Source organism: Marinobacter sp., assembly GCF_041687235.1.
Classification (GTDB): Bacteria; Pseudomonadota; Gammaproteobacteria; order Pseudomonadales; family Oleiphilaceae; genus Marinobacter.
Genome location: NZ_JAWLCH010000001.1, coordinates 534,554 through 551,292, shown reverse-complemented (window position 1 = coordinate 551,292; position 16,739 = coordinate 534,554). Strand labels below are relative to the sequence as shown.

Sequence of the window (16,739 nt, the reverse complement as noted above, 5' to 3'; positions counted from 1 at the left end):
AGTAGGTCGGGTTAGGCAAAGCCGTAACCCGACACCGAACTCCAGCAATTACAACTGAAGCGACCGAATCTCCAGAAACTCCTCCAGGCCCCATTTACCGAACTCGCGGCCGATACCGGAGTGACCGAAGCCGCCGAACGGTGCCATGGGATTGAACGCGCCACCGTTAACGAATACCTGACCGGTGCGCAGCTTGCTGGCAATTTTCTTCGCCTTGGCATCATCACCGGACCAGACCGCACCGGAAAGCCCGTACTGGGTACCGTTGGCGATTTTCACGGCCTCGGCTTCGTCGTTGTAGGGAATCACACACAGCACCGGACCAAAGATCTCTTCCTGGGCAATACGGCTGTCCGGCTTGACGTTGCCAAACACGGTAGCCTTCACGAAGTAGCCCTTCTCGCATCCTTCGGGCGCTTCCGGCCCTCCGGCGATGAGCTTGGCACCTTCCTGGATACCCAGTTTGATGTAGTCGATGACCTTGTCACGCTGTTGGGCAGACGATAGCGGTCCCAGGCGGGTGGTTTCTTCCAGCGGGTTGCCCGGGGTCATTTTTGCCACGGCTGCGGCGGCCAGTTCGCAGGCTTCATCGTGCTTGTCGGCCGGAACCAGCATGCGGGTGAGTGCGGTGCAGGTTTGACCGGAGTTCAGCAGGCAGTTGTTCACAGTGCCTTTAACGGCGGCCGCCAGGTCGGCGTCCGGGAGGATCACGGAGGCGGATTTGCCACCCATCTCCAGGGCGATCCGTTTGAAATCGTCTGCCGCGGCGTGGGCAATCAGGTTGCCGGTGCGGGTAGAACCGGTGAAGGACACCATGCGCACATCGGGGTGCTTGATCAGGGTATCACCCACGGTGTGGCCATAACCGCATACCATGTTGAACACGCCCTTGGGCAGGTCGGTGCCATCGAGGATCTCGGCAAGGATAAACGCCGTCTGGGGCGCAATCTCGGAAGGCTTGAGCACCACGGTGCAACCGGCCGCAATCGCCGGAACGATTTTCAGGATGACCTGATGCAGCGGGTAGTTCCAGGGGGTAATGCAGCCAACCACCCCCACCGGGGCGTATTGCACCTCGGAGTTGCCGGACTGTTCGGTGAACGGGAAGTCGGGCAGCAGCTTCAGGTAACTCTTGGTCACTGCAGCCGGCATACCAGCCTGGATCGGCGTCGCCAGTTTGATGGGCATGCCCACTTCCCGGCAGACGGTTTCGGCAATTTCCGACGCGCGTTCTTTCAGTCCTGCGTGCAGTTGTTCCAGAACCTTGGTTCGTTCTTCCAGGGTGCTTTCAGACCAGCTTTCAAATGCAGCGTCGGCGGCGGCAATGGCCTGTTCCATCTCATCCGCGCCGGCGGCGGGCACGCGGGCAATCACATCACCGGTGCCAGCTTCGTGAACGTCGATCATGTCACCGGCCCAGCTAACCCATTGGCCGTTGATGTAGTTCCTGTTCAGTTCGTTCATGCTTCCCCCTTCATTCAAATACGATAACGCCACGGGCGTTCTTGCCTGCCACCATATCATCGAACGCCTGTGCGGCTTCTTCTATGGGGTAGGTCCGGGTAACCAGTTCGTCCAGCTTGAGTTTACCAGCCTTGTAAAGACCCAGGATTCTGGGGAAATCGTGCTGCGGCCGGGCCGAGCCCAGCCAACTGCCCTTCAGGGTGCGTTCATCTGCTGGCAAAGTCAGGGTGGTCAGCGTGGTCTTGTCCTTCGGATCCGCCACACCCACGACCACGGCAGTTCCCCCACGCCCCAGACTTTTATAGGCCTGCTCGACCACCGGCCCGGCACCGACGCATTCGAAGGCGTAGTCAACGCCGCCGGTCAGTTTCTTTACGGCTTTGGCTGCGTCTTCCACCTCGTTGATATTCACGGTGTGGGTGGCACCAAACTCTTTCGCCATCTCCAGCTTTTTGGGGTTGCTGTCCACCGCCACGATCATCTCGGCGCCAGCGGTGACACAGCCCTGGATGGCATTGAGACCAACGCCGCCGATACCAAACACGGCGGCGCGGGAGCCAGGTTCAAGCTTCGCGGTGTTAAACACGGCGCCCACGCCAGTCATCACGGCACAGCCCACCAGGGCGGCGTTTTGCATGGGCACCGTTTCATCCACCTTGACGCAATTATCCACGTGCATGGTGGCAAACTCGGCCATCACGCCGCACGCGCCAAAGACGTTCAGGGGCTCGCCGTCTGCACCCTTGGTTCTGACGGTGCCATCGGGCAGGTTGAACATAGCTTTTCTGGCGTTCTCACACAGCACCGGGCGGCCGCGGACACACTGGCTGCACTTGCCGCACATGGAGATAAACGTGCTCACGACATGGTCGCCTTCCTTGAAGGCAGTGACGCCCTCACCGACTTCGACAACCACTCCGGCGGCTTCATGCCCCAGTACCAGGGGAGGCGGATAGGGAATCTTGCCCGTGGTGGCGGACAGATCGCTGTGGCAGACGCCGCAGGCCGCGATCTTGACGGTAATTTCATCCCGCTTGGGGCCTTCCACCGTGATGGTTTCCACCTGAACGGGCTGCCCCCATTCCCGGCAGACGACTGCTTTGGCTTGTCTGTCCATGCTGATCCCCTCTTGGTGAACAAGGGGTCAGATGAAAGCCTTCATCTAACCCCGGTAATCCGATGAAGAAGGGGTCAGAAGAACGCTTTCTTCTGACCCCAATTTCATACTACCTCGAACAAGCCGGCAGCACCCTGGCCGCCACCGATGCACATGGTAATCACCACGTATTTCGCACCACGGCGTTTGCCTTCAATCAGGGCATGGCCTGTCTGGCGGGAGCCGGTGACACCAAAGGGGTGGCCGATGGAAATAGAGCCACCGTTTACGTTCAGCTTCTCCATGGGAATGCCAAGGCGGTCACGGCAGTAAACCACCTGGGAGGCAAAGGCTTCATTCAGCTCCCACAGATCAATATCGTCCATGGTCAGGCCCGCACGCTCCAGCAGCCGGGGAACAGCGAAGACCGGGCCGATGCCCATCTCATCCGGCTCACAACCGGCGACGGCAAAGCCCCGGAAAATCCCCATGGGTTCGATGTTGTGCTTCTCAGCGTAGGTGCTGTTCATCACCGTGCACACAGAGGCACCGTCCGACAACTGGCTGGCATTACCCGCCGTGATGAACTGCTCCGGGCCGCGTACCGGCTCCAGACCGGCCAGGCCCTCGAGGGTGGTGTTCGGGCGGTTACATTCATCGCTGGTCAGGGTCACCTGTTTTTCACTGACCTCACCGGTTTCCTTGTCCTTGATCAGCATGGTGGCGTCGAACGGCACAATCTCATCGTCAAACTTGCCCGCCTGCTGGGCAGCGGCCGTGCGCTGCTGGGAAATCAGGGAATACTCATCCTGGGCTTCACGGCTGACGTTGTAGCGCCTGGCCACGATATCCGCCGTCTCGATCATCGAAAGGTACAGCTCAGGCTTGTGCTTCATCAGCCACTCGTTGGTGGCGTGGAAACTGTTGATCTTCTCGTTCTGCACCAGGGAAATGGACTCAACGCCCCCGGCCACCATGGCTGGGACCTTCTCGGACACAACCCGCTGGGCAGCCAGGGCAATGGACTGCAGACCCGAGCTGCAGAACCGGTTAATGGAAAATCCGGCGGTGGTTACCGGAAGCCCTGCGCGGATAGCCGCCAGACGGGCAATGTTCCGGCCCTGGGCGCCTTCCTGGAAAGCTGCACCCATAATCACATCTTCAACAATGGCCGGATCAATACCAGCACGATCAACGGCGTGTTTGATCACATGCCCCGCCAGATCGACACTGTGGGTATTGTTCAAAGAGCCCCGGTAGGATTTACCCAGGCCAGTACGGGCGGTGGAAACGATGACTGCATCAGACATAACAATGCCCTCATTCTTCGAAACATGTAGGTCGGATTAGGCGAAGCCGTAATCCGACAACCTGAGGTTAACAATCAACTGAATGTCGGATTACGGCTTTGCCTAATCCGACCTACGGGCTTAGAGATCGCCGAATTTATTGCGTTCGCTCACCAGCTTCTCAAGCAAAGCCGCCGGCTCCCACTGCTCACCACCAACGGTGCTTTGGTACTTCTTCACCGCTGAAAGAATCGTGTCCAGCCCTTCCTGATCGGCCCAGAACATGGGGCCACCCCGGTAGGCCGGGAAGCCGTAGCCGTAAATCCAGACAATGTCGATATCCAGCGGCCGATCGGCAATGCCTTCCTCGAGGATCTTGGCACCCTCGTTGATCATCACGTACATGCAGCGCTCGAGGATTTCCTGGTCGGTAATCTCCCTGGGCGTGATCCCCTGCTCCTTGCGGAACTGCTCGATCAGCTGCTCCACTTCCGGATCCGGAATCGGCTTGCGGCTGCCTTCCTCATACTTGTATACACCCGCCTGGGTCTTCTGGCCAAGGCGACCCTGCTCCGCGAGCTTGTCCATCCAGCTGGCGGGAATGTCCTCGCCGGCCTTGCGCCGTTCTTCCCGGATGCGATAGCCAACATCGATCCCTGCCAGGTCGGACATCGCGAACTGGCCCATGGGGAAACCAAGATCGGTCAGCACCTTGTCGACCTGCTGCGGGGTAGCCCCCTCATCCACCAGGGACATGGCTTCGGTGCCGCGCTTGTGAAGCATCCGGTTCCCGACAAAGCCGTAGCAGTTACCCACCATGACACCGACTTTCTTGATCTTCTTGGCGACTGCCATCACCGTGGCTTTGACCTCGTCGGAGGTCTTGCTACCACGCACGTTCTCCAGCAGCCTCATCACGTTGGCCGGGCTGAAGAAGTGCATACCGACCACGTCTTCCGGGCGCTTGGTGGCAGACGCAATCTCGTCGATATCGAGGGTTGAGGTATTGGACGCCAGAATCGCACCCGGCTTGCAGACCTCATCAAGCCTGGCAAAGATGTCTTTCTTGATAGCCATGTCCTCGAACACCGCCTCGATCACCAGGTCAACGTCCCGGAAATCGTCGTAGGTGAGGCTCGTGGTGATCAGCGCCATCCGCTGCTCCACCTGCTCCTGGGTCAGTTTGCCCTTCTTGGCGGAGTTCTCGTAGTTGCGGCGGATAATGGCCAGGCCTTTGTCCAGAGCGTCCTGCTTTACTTCGACGATGGTGACCGGAATGCCCACATTGACGAAGTTCATGGCAATACCGCCACCCATGGTGCCGGCGCCAATGATGCCGACACTCTTCACGTCACGAACCGGCGTATCCTTCGGCAGCCCCTTGACCTTGGAGACCTCGCGCTCGCCAAAGAACGAATGGATCAGGCCGGCGCGCTGGGGTGATTCCATGCATTCCATGAACAGTTCCCGCTCGCGCTTCATGCCCTCGTCAAACGGCAGGTTGAAGGCCGCTTCCACAGCGTCGACACACTTGAACGGAGAGAACAGACCCCGGGCGCGCTTCTTCAGCTCGTCACGGAACTGGTCAAAGACATCGCTGCCCTTGTCCGCCTCGATTTTGTCGGTGATATCGCGAACACGACGTACCGGCTTGCCTTCGTCGACCACTTTCTGCGCAAAGGCCATGCCCACTGCGCGGATATCGTCGCCTTCTTCCACGGCATCGAGAATGCCCAGGGCCAGGGCATCGTTGGCGCCGACAAACTCACCGGTGGTGATCATTTCCAGCGCTTTCTGGGCACCGGTCAGGCGCGGCAGCCGCTGTGTGCCGCCAGCGCCAGGCAAAAGGCCCAACTTCACTTCCGGCAGGCCCACCTTGGCGCTGCTGACCGCAACCCGGTAGTGACAGCTCAGTGCGGTTTCCAGACCACCACCCAGGGCGGTGCCATGGATCGCGGCAACCAGCGGCTTGTCGCTGTTTTCAAAGGTGTTGACCAGTGTCGGCAGGGTGGGCTCCTGCATGGGTTTGCCGAACTCACGGATGTCGGCACCGGCAATAAAGGTGCGCCCTTCGCAAACCAGCAGCAGCGCCCTGGCCTCTGCATCCTTCTGGCCCTGCTCCAGGGCTGCGAGCAGACCGGAACGAACAGCCTGGCCGAGGGCGTTTACCGGCGGGTAGTTCACGGTAATAACGCCGATGTTGCCTTCCCGGTTGTAGCTAACGACCTCAGACATGATTTCTCCTCGCATTCGTTCTGAAATGTGGTTTTAACTAGCGAAACATGCGTACGATTTAATACAAGTTCGTTGGTGGTTTCAACCACCCATTAAACTACAGGTATAAAAAAACCGCAGGGGTTCCTCTGCGGTCTCTTGGTTTGGAGTTTGTCGGGAGGTGGCGTTTAAACCCCCAGGGATTCTATATCACCGGCTAGCATGGCCAGCTGGTGGGCAATGGAACCGCGAAGCTTTTCAGCCGGCACCAGGTAGGACGGTGCGGCGCAGGTCAGGGCCATGATGGTGCCGTCTTGCAGGTGAATGGGCACGCCGGCGGAGTTGATGTTGCGGTCCCACTCGCCGATGGACAGGCAAAAGCCGTGTTCCTTGTAATCCTTCATGGCCTGGTCGAGGCCGGCCTTTTTCTCTGGCCAGTCGTCACCGTATTTGGCGGACATGGCGTCGTCGATTACCAGGCGGGCCTTGTCGCTGATGGCGCAGTAATAGGCGCGGCCTGCAGAGGTGGTGGCCATGGGCAGTTTCAGGCCGATATCCATGCGCAACAGGGAGGCTTCCGGTGGCAGGCGGTTTTCCACGTAGATCATGTGCAGCCGGTCCCGGCAGGTCAGGCCAACCGACATGTTGGTCTGGCGGGCGAACTCGTCCATGTAGGGCTTGGCCAGCTGGCGCACCTTGAGGTTGGACACGTAGGCATAACCGAGTGCCAGCACCCCCGAACTCAACTGGTATTTCTCCAGCTGGGTGTTGTAGCTGAGGTAACCGAGCTTGGTGAGGGTGTAGGTCATCCGCGACACGGTCGGCTTTGGCAACCCGGTGATGCGGGCGATGTCCTGGTTCCCCAGGATGACAGGACCCTGGCTGAAGGCGCGGAGCACGTCCAGGCCGCGGGACAGGGCCTCGACAAACTTGCGGTCTTTTTCCGGCTTTACGGGCTCACCGTCAGTGGATGCCACTTTCAGTTCGGGTGAGATCTGTTTTATTCCTGCCATAATGGGACGTCCTCCAACCGCGTCGCCCGCTCTGGTAACCGGTGTATTAATTTGATGAATAGCTAACAATGAACCATTTTAATCGCTGCAGAAATCAAGTACCAGAAAGTCTTTTCAAAGTTCGCGCCAAATATGAAACACTCATCACATATGTTTCAAAACATGAATCGCATGGCGGTACATGATACCGACTTAAAACTATTTATCCGATACCTTATTCTGCATTGCAAAACAAATTAACAGCCAACGCCCCCTGTGGCGACCCCCGGAGGCAAAATGAAGATTCTTTTTGTGGCAGGCGACCCGAAACCGGAACGCTGGACAGTGCCCATCCAGGAGCAGTTACCGGATGCAGAGATTTTCGTCTGGGATCCGGAGGGGCCCGCTGTTGACGCCGACTACGCCATCGTATGGCAGCCACCTGAGGCGCTGTTCGAGCGGGAAAAACATCTGAAAGCCGTGTTCAACCTGGGTGCCGGCATTGACGGCCTGCTCAAGATTGCCAATCTGCCGAAAAACCTCACGATTGTGCGCCTGGAGGACGCGGGCATGTCGGTACAGATGGCGGAGTACGTGCTGCACCAGCTACTGGAGGCCAGCCGCGGAATGGAAACCTATCGGGAGCAGCAGCGCCAGGGCGTCTGGAAGATTCATCGCCCGATCAAGCGCAGCGAATGGCCGGTGGGTGTCATGGGGCTGGGTCATATCGGTAAACGGGTCGCCCGCACACTGGCCGATCTGGATTATCAGGTGAGTGGCTGGGCGCGAGGCCAACACAGCCTTGAGGGCGTCAGTACCTACGCCGGACCGGATCAGCTCGGCGAATTTCTGCAATCCACCCGGGTTCTGGTCAACACACTGCCCCTGACCGACGAAACCCGGGACATCATCGACTATGATCTGCTGAGCCAGCTCCAGCCGGGTGCCGTGCTGATCAACGTTGGCCGGGGTGAACACCTGGTGGAGGATGACCTGCTGCGGGCGCTGGACGAGGGCAAACTGCTGCGTGCCTCGCTCGACGTGTTCCGCAAGGAACCCCTGCCGGAAGGGCACCCGTTCTGGCAACGGAAGGAGATCACCATCACTCCGCACATCTCGGCCCGGACCCTTCGGGACGCCACCATTGAGCAGATCACCGGCAAAATCCGGGATCATGCCGCCGGGCGAACTATTTCAGGAATCGTGGATACAGACCGGGGTTATTGACCCGGTGCCAGCCAGGCCACCAGCGCTGTCAGCACCAGAAGCACTGGCAGCGCGATCAGCGCAAACAGACCATTCCATCGAAACGCCACAACCCACCGGGAGATCTGCCCGAACCGGGACAGCAGCATGACCGAGGGGCCAAAAGGCGACAGCATCATGGCCAGGGAAAAGCCAATCACCAGAGCCACAGCAACCGGCAGCAGCTCCATTCCCTCAGCCACCAGCTGGGGCAGCAAACCGGCCTGGACACTCAGAACCGTGATGGGAATGATCCCGATCATGGAGAACATGGGCAGCATCAGCATGCCAACAACGGCTACCAGAAAAACGCCGCCACCAGTCGCAACCAGGCCCGCCAGGGCATTTGCCGGAATGACCGCCGACAGAGCCACTCCCAGGATCGCGGAGGCGGCGAAAATGGCCATTTCATTCTGCATGGCCCATATCTGGCCGGCACCTTCCTCAAGAACCGGCATCAGTCGCCGTTCCTGCCACAGCATGTAAAACAGTGTCACGGTAGGCACCGACAGCATGGCTGCCACCGACACCTTGAAGCCGGTCGCCGCCACCAGGCCCGCCATCACCGTGAATACCAGCAGGATAAGGAACACAAGACGCCCGGTACCCGGGAGCCAGCCTTCAACGGCGATGCGTTCACTGCTGACCTTGCGGAACCGACGCTGTTCCAGCACCCAGCCAATGAGCACCATCAGAATCGCTGCAACCACTCCGAATGGCAGCAGCTGAGACCAGCTCAGCTGGGGGAGCTCCCGGGTAAGGATCGCTACAGCCACACTGGTAGGCGCCACCAGAGGCACCAGGGCAAACCCTCTCAGTGCACTGATCAGAACACTGCGCAACCACTGGAGACGGGACTCGCCGGTAATTCCTCGCTCACGCAGGGTTTCGGAGAGGCTTCCACACAGAAGGTTCATCATGCCAAAGCTGAGAACCGTAGCAACGCCACAACTGACCAGGGCGTACTTGGGATAGAGCAGAAAGGGCTTGCCGCCAAGCAGCACATCGTGAATCCGCCGCAAGACTTCGAACCGACGCACCAGGCACTGCATCATGCCCAGGCTGCCCAAAAACGCGGAATAGAAGGCTGCGTCGGACGCAGCCTTCAGCAGCTGCCCGGTGTCCAGAGAACCACGCCAGGCGAGGCCAGCCAGCACCACAAGGGCGACAATCAGGAGCATGCGGGCATACCCCTGCAAGCGCCCGGCACCCACCAGAAAGGCGGTAACGAACATCACACCCGCCAGGGCACTCAGTTCCCGGCTATCGAGACAGATGGCCACCAGCTCGGTGACCACCGCCAGGGACACAAGCCACTGCAGCATACCATTCACCCCGCACGGACCCAGTCAGGCTTGAACACTGCTTGCATTTCCATATCACCCGGATTAGTCTTTCAACAACGAATTACAAAACTGTGTTTCGCTTAATGAAACACCATTAACACAAAGATAGCACAGATTGGTCCGCAGCCCCTATAACCGGACTGTCGATATTCGCTTTCAGGAGAGTACAAAATGGCTTCCGCACCCTGGAATGATCTGCTGGGTTTTGATTCGCAACTGGACGAAACCGAACGTCAGGTTCGAGACAGCATCCGCAGCTTCTGTGATGAGCAACTGATGCCTGGCATCACCGAGGCCAACCGGCATGAAACGTTCGATCGCACCATCTTCAACCAGATGGGTGAACTCGGCATGCTGGGCGCGACCCTGCCTGAAGAATACGGCGGCCCGGGTCTGAACCATGTCTGCTACGGACTGATTGCCCGGGAAGTAGAGCGAGTGGACTCGGCCTACCGCTCGGCCCTCAGCGTCCAGTCGTCCCTGGTGATGTACCCGATCCACTCCTACGGCAAGGAAGCGATGAAAAAACGCATCCTGCCCAAGCTGGCCTCCGGCGAATACGTTGGCTGTTTCGGCCTGACTGAACCCAACCACGGTTCCGACCCGGGCGGCATGGAAACCCGGGCCAGCAAAGTGGATGGCGGCTACCTGCTGAGTGGTTCCAAAACCTGGATCACCAACTCACCGATTGCCGACGTCTTTGTGGTCTGGGCCAAACTGGACGGTAAGGTGAACGGCTTTGTCATCGAGCGCGAGGGCGCCAAGGGCCTGGACACGCCAAAGATCCAGGGCAAATTCTCCCTGCGCGCATCGGAAACCGGCTCCATCTTTATGGACGAGGTGTTCGTTCCGGAAGAAAACCATCTCGAGGTGGAGGGACTGAAAGGGCCCTTCAGCTGCCTCAACAAAGCCCGCTTCGGCATCAGCTGGGGCTCTCTGGGCGCCGCTGAATTCTGCTGGCACGCGGCCCGCAACTACACCCTTGAGCGCAAGCAGTTCGGCAAGCCCCTGGCGGCCAACCAGCTGATCCAGAAAAAGCTGGTGGATATGCAGACCGAGATCACCATCGGCCTTCAGTCGGTTCTTCAATTGGGCCGCATGATGGATGATGGCACGGCAACGCCGGATGCCATCTCCCTGCTGAAACGCAACAACTGCGGCAAGGCCCTGGACATCGCCCGGGTGGCGCGGGACATGCACGGCGGCAACGGCATTTCTGACGAGTACCACGTGATTCGCCACGTGATGAACCTTGAAGCCGTGAACACCTATGAGGGTACCCACGACGTCCACGCCCTGATCCTGGGTCGCGGACAAACCGGCATTCAGGCTTTTAGCTGACTGACAGATCAACGCGAACGAGGTTTTCCCATGAACTTGAACTACACCGCCGAGGAACTCGCTTTCCGTGACGAAGTCCGCGCGTTCCTGGATGAGAAGTTGCCGGCGGATATCGCCGCCAAGGTGAAAGGGTTCCGTCGGCTGTCCAAGGAGGACCATCAGCGCTGGCAGAAAATCCTCAATGCACAGGGCTGGTATGCCACTCACTGGCCGGAAGCCTATGGCGGCGTGAACTGGAGCCCGGTACAGAAGCACATCTGGGATGAAGAGTCCTCCCGCTACGGAGCGCCCCGCTCTGTACCCTTTGGGGTCAACATGGTGGCGCCGGTCATTATCAAGTTTGGCACCGAAGAGCAGAAACAGAGATACCTGCCAAGAATCCTTAGTGGCGAAGACTGGTGGTGCCAGGGTTATTCCGAGCCCGGCGCCGGTTCCGACCTGGCGTCGCTCAAGACCCGGGCCGTTCGCGACGGTGACCATTATATTGTGAATGGCCAGAAAACCTGGACCACCCTGGGCCAGCACGCCAACATGATTTTCTGCCTGGTGCGCACCAATACCGAGGTGAAAGCCCAGGAGGGCATTTCCTTCCTGCTGATCGACATGGAAACGCCGGGCATTACGGTGCGCCCGATCATCACCCTGGATGGCGAACACGAGGTCAACGAAGTGTTCTTCGAGGATGTAAAAGTCCCCGCAGAGAACCTGGTGGGTGAAGAAGACAAGGGCTGGACCTACGCCAAGTACCTGCTGACTTATGAACGCACCGGGCTCGCCGGCATTGGTATTTCCAAAGCCGCCCTGCAGCACCTGAAAGAACTGGCCACCCGCCGGATCAAGAACGGTCGCCCGCTGATCGAGGATGCGTCGTTCAGCCAGCGCATTGCCCAGGTGGAAATTGACCTGATGGCTGCCGCCATCAGCAACCTGCGCATCATCGCCTCCGTGGAAGGCGGAGGCATGCCGGGGGCGGAAAGCTCCATGCTGAAAGTGCGCGGCACCGAGATTCGCCAGACCATCAACGACCTGGCTCGCCGTGCCATTGGCCCCTATGCCATTCCGTTTGTGGAAGAGGAACTGGATCTGGATTACGACGGCGACTTCCTCTCTGACGAGAACGCCGCACCGGTGACGCCCCAGTACTTCAATAACCGCAAGCTGTCGATTTTCGGCGGATCCAACGAGATCCAGAAAAACATCGTGTCGAAAATGATTCTCGGGCTTTAAGGAGGCGACCATGGATTTCCGACTCAACGAAGAGCAGCAGATGCTGCAGGACACCGTGGCTCGCCTGGTTCGCGGTGAATACAGTTTTGAGAAACGGCTGGAATACAGCGAATCGGAGCTGGGTTTCAGCGCCGATTTCTGGAAACAGCTGGGTGAGCTGGGCCTCACCGCCGTGCCCTTCCCGGAAGAACTGGGCGGTTTTGGCGGCAGCGGCGTTGAAGTACAGAGCGTGATGACCGAACTGGGCCGAGGCCTTTGCATTGAGCCCTACCTTCAGTCTGTTGTTCTGGGTGGCGGGCTGATCAGCCAGGCCGGCAACAGCGAGCAGCAGGAACAGTGGCTTGGCGGTATCGCCAGCGGCGAGGTGCGGGCAGCCGTGGGTCTGCAGGAACCCCAGAGTTTCTACAACCTGAACGACGTAGAAACCCGGGCGGAGAAATCCGGTGAGGGCTATACCCTGAACGGACGAAAGGCCGTGGTGATCAGTGGCCATTGCGCCGATGTCCTGGTGGTGTCTGCCCGTACCTCTGGCGACAGCCGAGATGCCGAAGGCATCAGCCTGTTCCTGGTACCCGCAGACGCGGAAGGCCTGGAACGCCGCACCTACCCGACGATTGATGGCTCCAAGGGCTGTGACCTCTTCCTGAACAACCTCCAACTAAGCTCCGACGCCCTGCTCGGCGAGGAAGGCAAGGCTGCAGAGATCATTGAGTACCAGACCGGACGCGCCATCTCCGCACTGTGCGGTGAGGCGGTAGGCGCCATGGAAGTGGCCTGTGACCTGACTCTGGAATACCTGAAACAACGCAAGCAGTTCGGCGTGCCCATCGGCAAATTCCAGGTGCTCCAGCACCGGATGGTGGACATGATGTCAGAGCTGGAACAGGCTCGCTCCATGGCGATCCTGGCGGCCAGCGTTGCCGACGAGCCCCAGAGCGACGAGCGGCGCCGGATCCTGGCTGCCGCCAAGAACGTCATCGGCCGCAGTGGCCAGTTCATTTCCGAGCAAGGTATCCAGTCCCATGGCGGCATCGGCATGACCTGGGAGTACAACTTTGCCCACTATGCCAAGCGCCTGATCATGATCAATCATCAGCTCGGTGATGATGAGTTTCATCTTGAGCGTTACGCCGCGTTACTGCAGTGAAACCCGGACGGCTGCGATAACGTGCAGACCGGAATTCGCACCAGAATGGCCTGCCTGATCAATCATCGGGCAGGCCATTTAACCGCCCACCGACCTTCCCATCAGTATTCGAATCCAACCCCCACCAAATACCCCTTTCATATAGATAAATGTTCACAGATCGCACATTTATTTATGCATTTTACTCTCAATGAAAACCCGACACTAAAAACAACGCAAAGCCTCGACTTAAAATTTTAAAAGCTTTAGTGTCAGGTATTGTCGATTCAGATAAAACACTGAAATAAAATTAAATTTAAATCGATTAAACAACAACTTAATTTTATTTCGACAATGGCTTAGTGCTTTTAAAAGGCAATTGAAATGAGGCACCTTTCATTGATTGCTCTTCCCGCCTTGCCCCCCTATTCCATATGCCAGAACCACCTTTGGCGGAATGAAAATATCGTGAATAATTTACCGGATATCCATGCATGAATCGGACATCGGAGTGTCATACCGATAGCGCTTCCCAGGCACCATCTCCGCTTATCGCTGTGATGGTGGATCAGATAACCGGGTTGTCGTTCCAGGAACATCTGACGAGCTACAGCTGCATCGAGACCGATATCCAGGCTTTGGGGAACACACCATTCAATCTTGCCATCTTTGATGTCGCCACGCTGGCGAGATACGAAAACGAGGTGCGCGACATCAGGCTCATGACAGGGCCACTTGCCGTCCCCATTCTGCTTCTCGTGTCCAGTGAGGAGCTACCAACGGCGGGCCGCTTCATCGGGAACCTTGCGGACGATGTCATCCGAACGCCCATATCAACGATTGAGCTGAAGGCAAGGATCGACAGCCTGGTGCGGCTGACCCAGCTTGCCGCCAACCCCGGACAGACTCCCAAAATGCCCCCGGCGCAATCCACAAATGCGTTGCAGGCATTGATCGCCTGCAACGAGCGCATTGTGAGCGCCTGCACTGAACAGGACGTTTTGTCCGGTATCTGCAAAAGTCTGACCCGAGAGGGAGGCTACCCGCTGGCCTGGGTTGGCAAAAAGCCCGACAAGGACATCCGATCCATCAGGCCCATCGCTATTTCCGGCATCGCCAACAACCCGGGCTCCATAACGGGGGAGGACACATTCACGCAGCTGATGGAGCACACCTTCGAAAGCGGCAGACGCTTTCTGGATAATCAACAACCGGCCGCCAACCAGATCGAATCCGGAGTTGCCTCCACAGACCGCTATGCCGTGATTGCTTTTCCACTCACCAAAGCTGAAGAAGGTGCCGATACCTGTCTGGCCGTTTACTCTCACTCACCTGGCGGTTTTGATAACCGTGAGATCGACCTGTTACAGCAGATGGTGGATTACGCCGTCTACGCCATCGAGGCTCTCCGCGAGAAATCACGCAGAATCCGGAGTGAACAGGAAGCCGAAAGAGTGGCCTACCGGGACCTGCTGACTGGCCTAGCAAACCGACGGGCCGCGATCGAAACCCTGAATCAGCACCTGCGATCCACAGGCCCCCATGCTCCTGCCACTGGCCTCCTGTGCCTTGATCTGGACGGCTTCAAGCTGATCAATGACACCCTGGGACATGACATAGGGGACCAGGTTCTCCGGGAAGTCGGCAGCCGACTCCAGGCAGCTGTGCGGGAAAGGGATCTGGTCGCACGCCAGGGGGGTGATGAATTCATCATTGTTGCGCTTCACGACGACGGCTTCAGCAAACCAGCTCACCTTAGATCGACCATGGCCAGGCTGGCTCATCGGGTGCTGGAATCCATCGAAACGCCAATACCGATACGGGGCCGTGATTATCGCATTGAGGCAAGCATCGGCATCAGTCTGTGTCCCCTGCACGGCAAAGACGCCTTGTCATTGCTGATAAAAGCAGACAGCGCAATGTATGAGGCCAAGAAACTCGGCGGCAACAGCTTTCAGTTCTTCTCCTGTGAGCAGTCTGAGCGTCAGCAGCACCGCCTCGAGCTCGGGAATCGATTGTACCGGGCCAGTGAAGCGAAAGCCTTTCAACTCGCGTTCCAGCCCATCGTTGATCTGACAAACGGTCATATTACCGGTGCGGAAGCACTGCTTCGGTGGCCGCAATCCGACGGGGCCAACCTATCGCCAACAGAGTTCATACCCATTGCTGAAGAGACCGGACTCATCGTGAGCATCGGCGAGTGGGTCATTGACGAGTCACTGAACGCCGCAAGGCGTCTGCGGGACCAGGGGTTCCAGGATTTCAGGATAGCGATCAACCTGGCCATCAGCCAGCTCTGGCAAAGTCAGCTTGTTGAAAAAATCCTGGCCCGCCTGCACTCACTGGACCTCCCCCCGGCTACATTAACGGTGGAACTCACCGAAAGCTCGCTGATGAGCGATGTCGACCGGATGGAAGGCGTCGTAAACGAATTCCGTGCTGCAGGAATAGGGGTGGCTATCGATGATTTTGGCACCGGTTTTTCGTCCCTCGCCAGACTCCGATCATTGCCCATTAACACCCTTAAAATTGATCGAAGTTTTCTGATGGGGACACCGGGCAATGAAAACGCGGTGAATATGGTTCGCGCCATCGCCCATATGGCCGAGAGCTTTGGCATTCCCTGCGTGGCAGAGGGCATTGAAACTGAAGAGCAATGGCGCCTTCTGCGGGGCTTGGGCTGCCAGTTCGGACAGGGTTTCTACTTCGCCAGACCCATGCCTGAAGCCGATCTTCTTGCCTTGTTGGCGAGACAGGAGTCGGCGAACCGCAGATCGTCATGACCCCTTCAAGGCCGAGGAAAACAGGTTACAACCCGAGGCGATAGGAATAGGATAATAAATGACCACTCATTGAGACCGAACAGGCCCGAATTAATGCCCTGAAAGCTTATTTAGAAGCTATTTTATGTGCATTTAGAAACTTTGTCTGTTCGGAATTTTGTCTGTAATATCATCGTCTTGGAAACCGAGGCACGCGATGAGTTTAGGTCAGGCAATCAGGCGTTTAAGAAAAGAACGGGGAATGACACTTGCGGATCTGGCGGAGCGCTGTGACTCTCATGTCGGCAACCTTTCCCGTATTGAACGAGACCAGGCAAGACCCAGCCTCGAGCTGCTCTATCGCCTGGCACAGGCGTTAAGCCTTTCGCTGACCGATATTTTCTCAGTCGCTGAGAAGAAACAGCTGGATTCTGAGCAGGTCGCGCTGAACGCAACCTTCATTTCTCTGCTGGAGCAGGACCGTCAGTTGCTCCTGGAATTTGCTCAACTGCTTCAGCGCCGGGCTTCTCATCCAATGGGTTCAGTGTATGTTAACCGGGACCCACTGCCCGCAGATAGCGCCCGCTCCGACGCAACTGAAAGTGATGAAGAACAACCCCTGAGCTGACGGCGTCAC

The 16,739-nt window shown here is 58.0% G+C and carries 12 protein-coding genes; 6 read left to right on the top strand and 6 right to left on the bottom strand.

Going from position 1 to position 16,739, the window contains the following annotated elements:
• Positions 1–48: 48 nt before the first annotated feature.
• The 5 genes from ACESMK_RS02345 to ACESMK_RS02325 all read right to left on the bottom strand — a co-directional run bounded on the left by ACESMK_RS02345 (position 49) and on the right by ACESMK_RS02325 (position 7,076).
• Positions 49–1,464, bottom strand: coding sequence for an aldehyde dehydrogenase family protein (locus ACESMK_RS02345; protein ID WP_372994871.1), 1,416 nt, complete (start codon positions 1,462–1,464; stop codon positions 49–51).
• 10 nt (positions 1,465–1,474) lie between these two features.
• Positions 1,475–2,581, bottom strand: a complete 1,107-nt coding sequence (locus tag ACESMK_RS02340) for a zinc-binding dehydrogenase (protein ID WP_372994870.1) — start codon at positions 2,579–2,581, stop codon at positions 1,475–1,477.
• 104 nt (positions 2,582–2,685) lie between these two features.
• Positions 2,686–3,870, bottom strand: a complete 1,185-nt coding sequence (locus ACESMK_RS02335; protein ID WP_372994868.1) for an acetyl-CoA C-acyltransferase — start codon at positions 3,868–3,870, stop codon at positions 2,686–2,688.
• Positions 3,871–3,990: 120 nt separating this feature from the next.
• The gene (locus ACESMK_RS02330) at positions 3,991–6,084 is read right to left on the bottom strand and encodes a 3-hydroxyacyl-CoA dehydrogenase NAD-binding domain-containing protein (protein ID WP_372994866.1); all 2,094 of its coding nucleotides are present in this window, start codon (positions 6,082–6,084) and stop codon (positions 3,991–3,993) included.
• A 167-nt stretch (positions 6,085–6,251) separates the two neighbouring features.
• Complete coding sequence (locus ACESMK_RS02325) at positions 6,252–7,076, bottom strand: IclR family transcriptional regulator (protein ID WP_372994864.1); 825 nt, start codon at positions 7,074–7,076, stop codon at positions 6,252–6,254.
• 276 nt (positions 7,077–7,352) lie between these two features.
• Between ACESMK_RS02325 and ACESMK_RS02320 the strand changes: the two genes are divergently transcribed.
• Positions 7,353–8,282, top strand: a complete 930-nt coding sequence (locus ACESMK_RS02320; protein WP_372994862.1) for a 2-hydroxyacid dehydrogenase — start codon at positions 7,353–7,355, stop codon at positions 8,280–8,282.
• Here ACESMK_RS02320 and ACESMK_RS02315 read toward each other — a convergent pair.
• Positions 8,276–9,625, bottom strand: coding sequence for a hypothetical protein (locus ACESMK_RS02315; protein ID WP_372994860.1), 1,350 nt, complete (start codon positions 9,623–9,625; stop codon positions 8,276–8,278). The genes ACESMK_RS02320 and ACESMK_RS02315 overlap by 7 nt on opposite strands.
• Positions 9,626–9,817: 192 nt before the next feature.
• Here ACESMK_RS02315 and ACESMK_RS02310 point away from each other — a divergent pair, with 192 nt between their 5' ends.
• From ACESMK_RS02310 to ACESMK_RS02290, 5 genes are all read left to right on the top strand, one after another.
• Positions 9,818–10,987, top strand: a complete 1,170-nt coding sequence (locus ACESMK_RS02310; RefSeq protein ID WP_372994858.1) for an acyl-CoA dehydrogenase — start codon at positions 9,818–9,820, stop codon at positions 10,985–10,987.
• A 30-nt stretch (positions 10,988–11,017) separates the two neighbouring features.
• Entirely contained in the window at positions 11,018–12,214 is a 1,197-nt protein-coding gene (locus tag ACESMK_RS02305; protein ID WP_372994856.1) for an acyl-CoA dehydrogenase family protein, read from the top strand.
• Between the two features lie 10 nt (positions 12,215–12,224).
• On the top strand, positions 12,225–13,361 hold the full coding sequence (locus tag ACESMK_RS02300; protein WP_372994854.1) for an acyl-CoA dehydrogenase family protein: 1,137 nt from the start codon (positions 12,225–12,227) through the stop codon (positions 13,359–13,361).
• 473 nt (positions 13,362–13,834) lie between these two features.
• A complete protein-coding gene (locus ACESMK_RS02295; RefSeq protein WP_372994852.1) occupies positions 13,835–16,123 on the top strand; it encodes an EAL domain-containing protein in 2,289 nt (762 codons plus the stop codon).
• A gap of 196 nt (positions 16,124–16,319) precedes the next feature.
• Positions 16,320–16,730, top strand: a complete 411-nt coding sequence (locus ACESMK_RS02290; protein WP_372994850.1) for a helix-turn-helix domain-containing protein — start codon at positions 16,320–16,322, stop codon at positions 16,728–16,730.
• Positions 16,731–16,739: the final 9 nt, after the last annotated feature.

Excerpts from the sequence above, each read along its gene's own strand:
- ACESMK_RS02320 (WP_372994862.1), top strand. The coding sequence starts at position 7,353 with ATGAAGATTCTTTTTGTGGCAGGCGACCCGAAACCGGAACGCTGGACA.
- ACESMK_RS02295 (WP_372994852.1), top strand. The coding sequence starts at position 13,835 with ATGAATCGGACATCGGAGTGTCATACCGATAGCGCTTCCCAGGCACCA.
- ACESMK_RS02290 (WP_372994850.1), top strand. The coding sequence starts at position 16,320 with ATGAGTTTAGGTCAGGCAATCAGGCGTTTAAGAAAAGAACGGGGAATG.
- ACESMK_RS02340 (WP_372994870.1), bottom strand. The coding sequence starts at position 2,581 with ATGGACAGACAAGCCAAAGCAGTCGTCTGCCGGGAATGGGGGCAGCCC.
- ACESMK_RS02325 (WP_372994864.1), bottom strand. The coding sequence starts at position 7,076 with ATGGCAGGAATAAAACAGATCTCACCCGAACTGAAAGTGGCATCCACT.
- ACESMK_RS02305 (WP_372994856.1), top strand. The coding sequence starts at position 11,018 with ATGAACTTGAACTACACCGCCGAGGAACTCGCTTTCCGTGACGAAGTC.
- ACESMK_RS02310 (WP_372994858.1), top strand. The coding sequence starts at position 9,818 with ATGGCTTCCGCACCCTGGAATGATCTGCTGGGTTTTGATTCGCAACTG.
- ACESMK_RS02315 (WP_372994860.1), bottom strand. The coding sequence starts at position 9,625 with ATGCTGCAGTGGCTTGTGTCCCTGGCGGTGGTCACCGAGCTGGTGGCC.
- ACESMK_RS02330 (WP_372994866.1), bottom strand. The coding sequence starts at position 6,084 with ATGTCTGAGGTCGTTAGCTACAACCGGGAAGGCAACATCGGCGTTATT.
- ACESMK_RS02345 (WP_372994871.1), bottom strand. The coding sequence starts at position 1,464 with ATGAACGAACTGAACAGGAACTACATCAACGGCCAATGGGTTAGCTGG.
- ACESMK_RS02335 (WP_372994868.1), bottom strand. The coding sequence starts at position 3,870 with ATGTCTGATGCAGTCATCGTTTCCACCGCCCGTACTGGCCTGGGTAAA.
- ACESMK_RS02300 (WP_372994854.1), top strand. The coding sequence starts at position 12,225 with ATGGATTTCCGACTCAACGAAGAGCAGCAGATGCTGCAGGACACCGTG.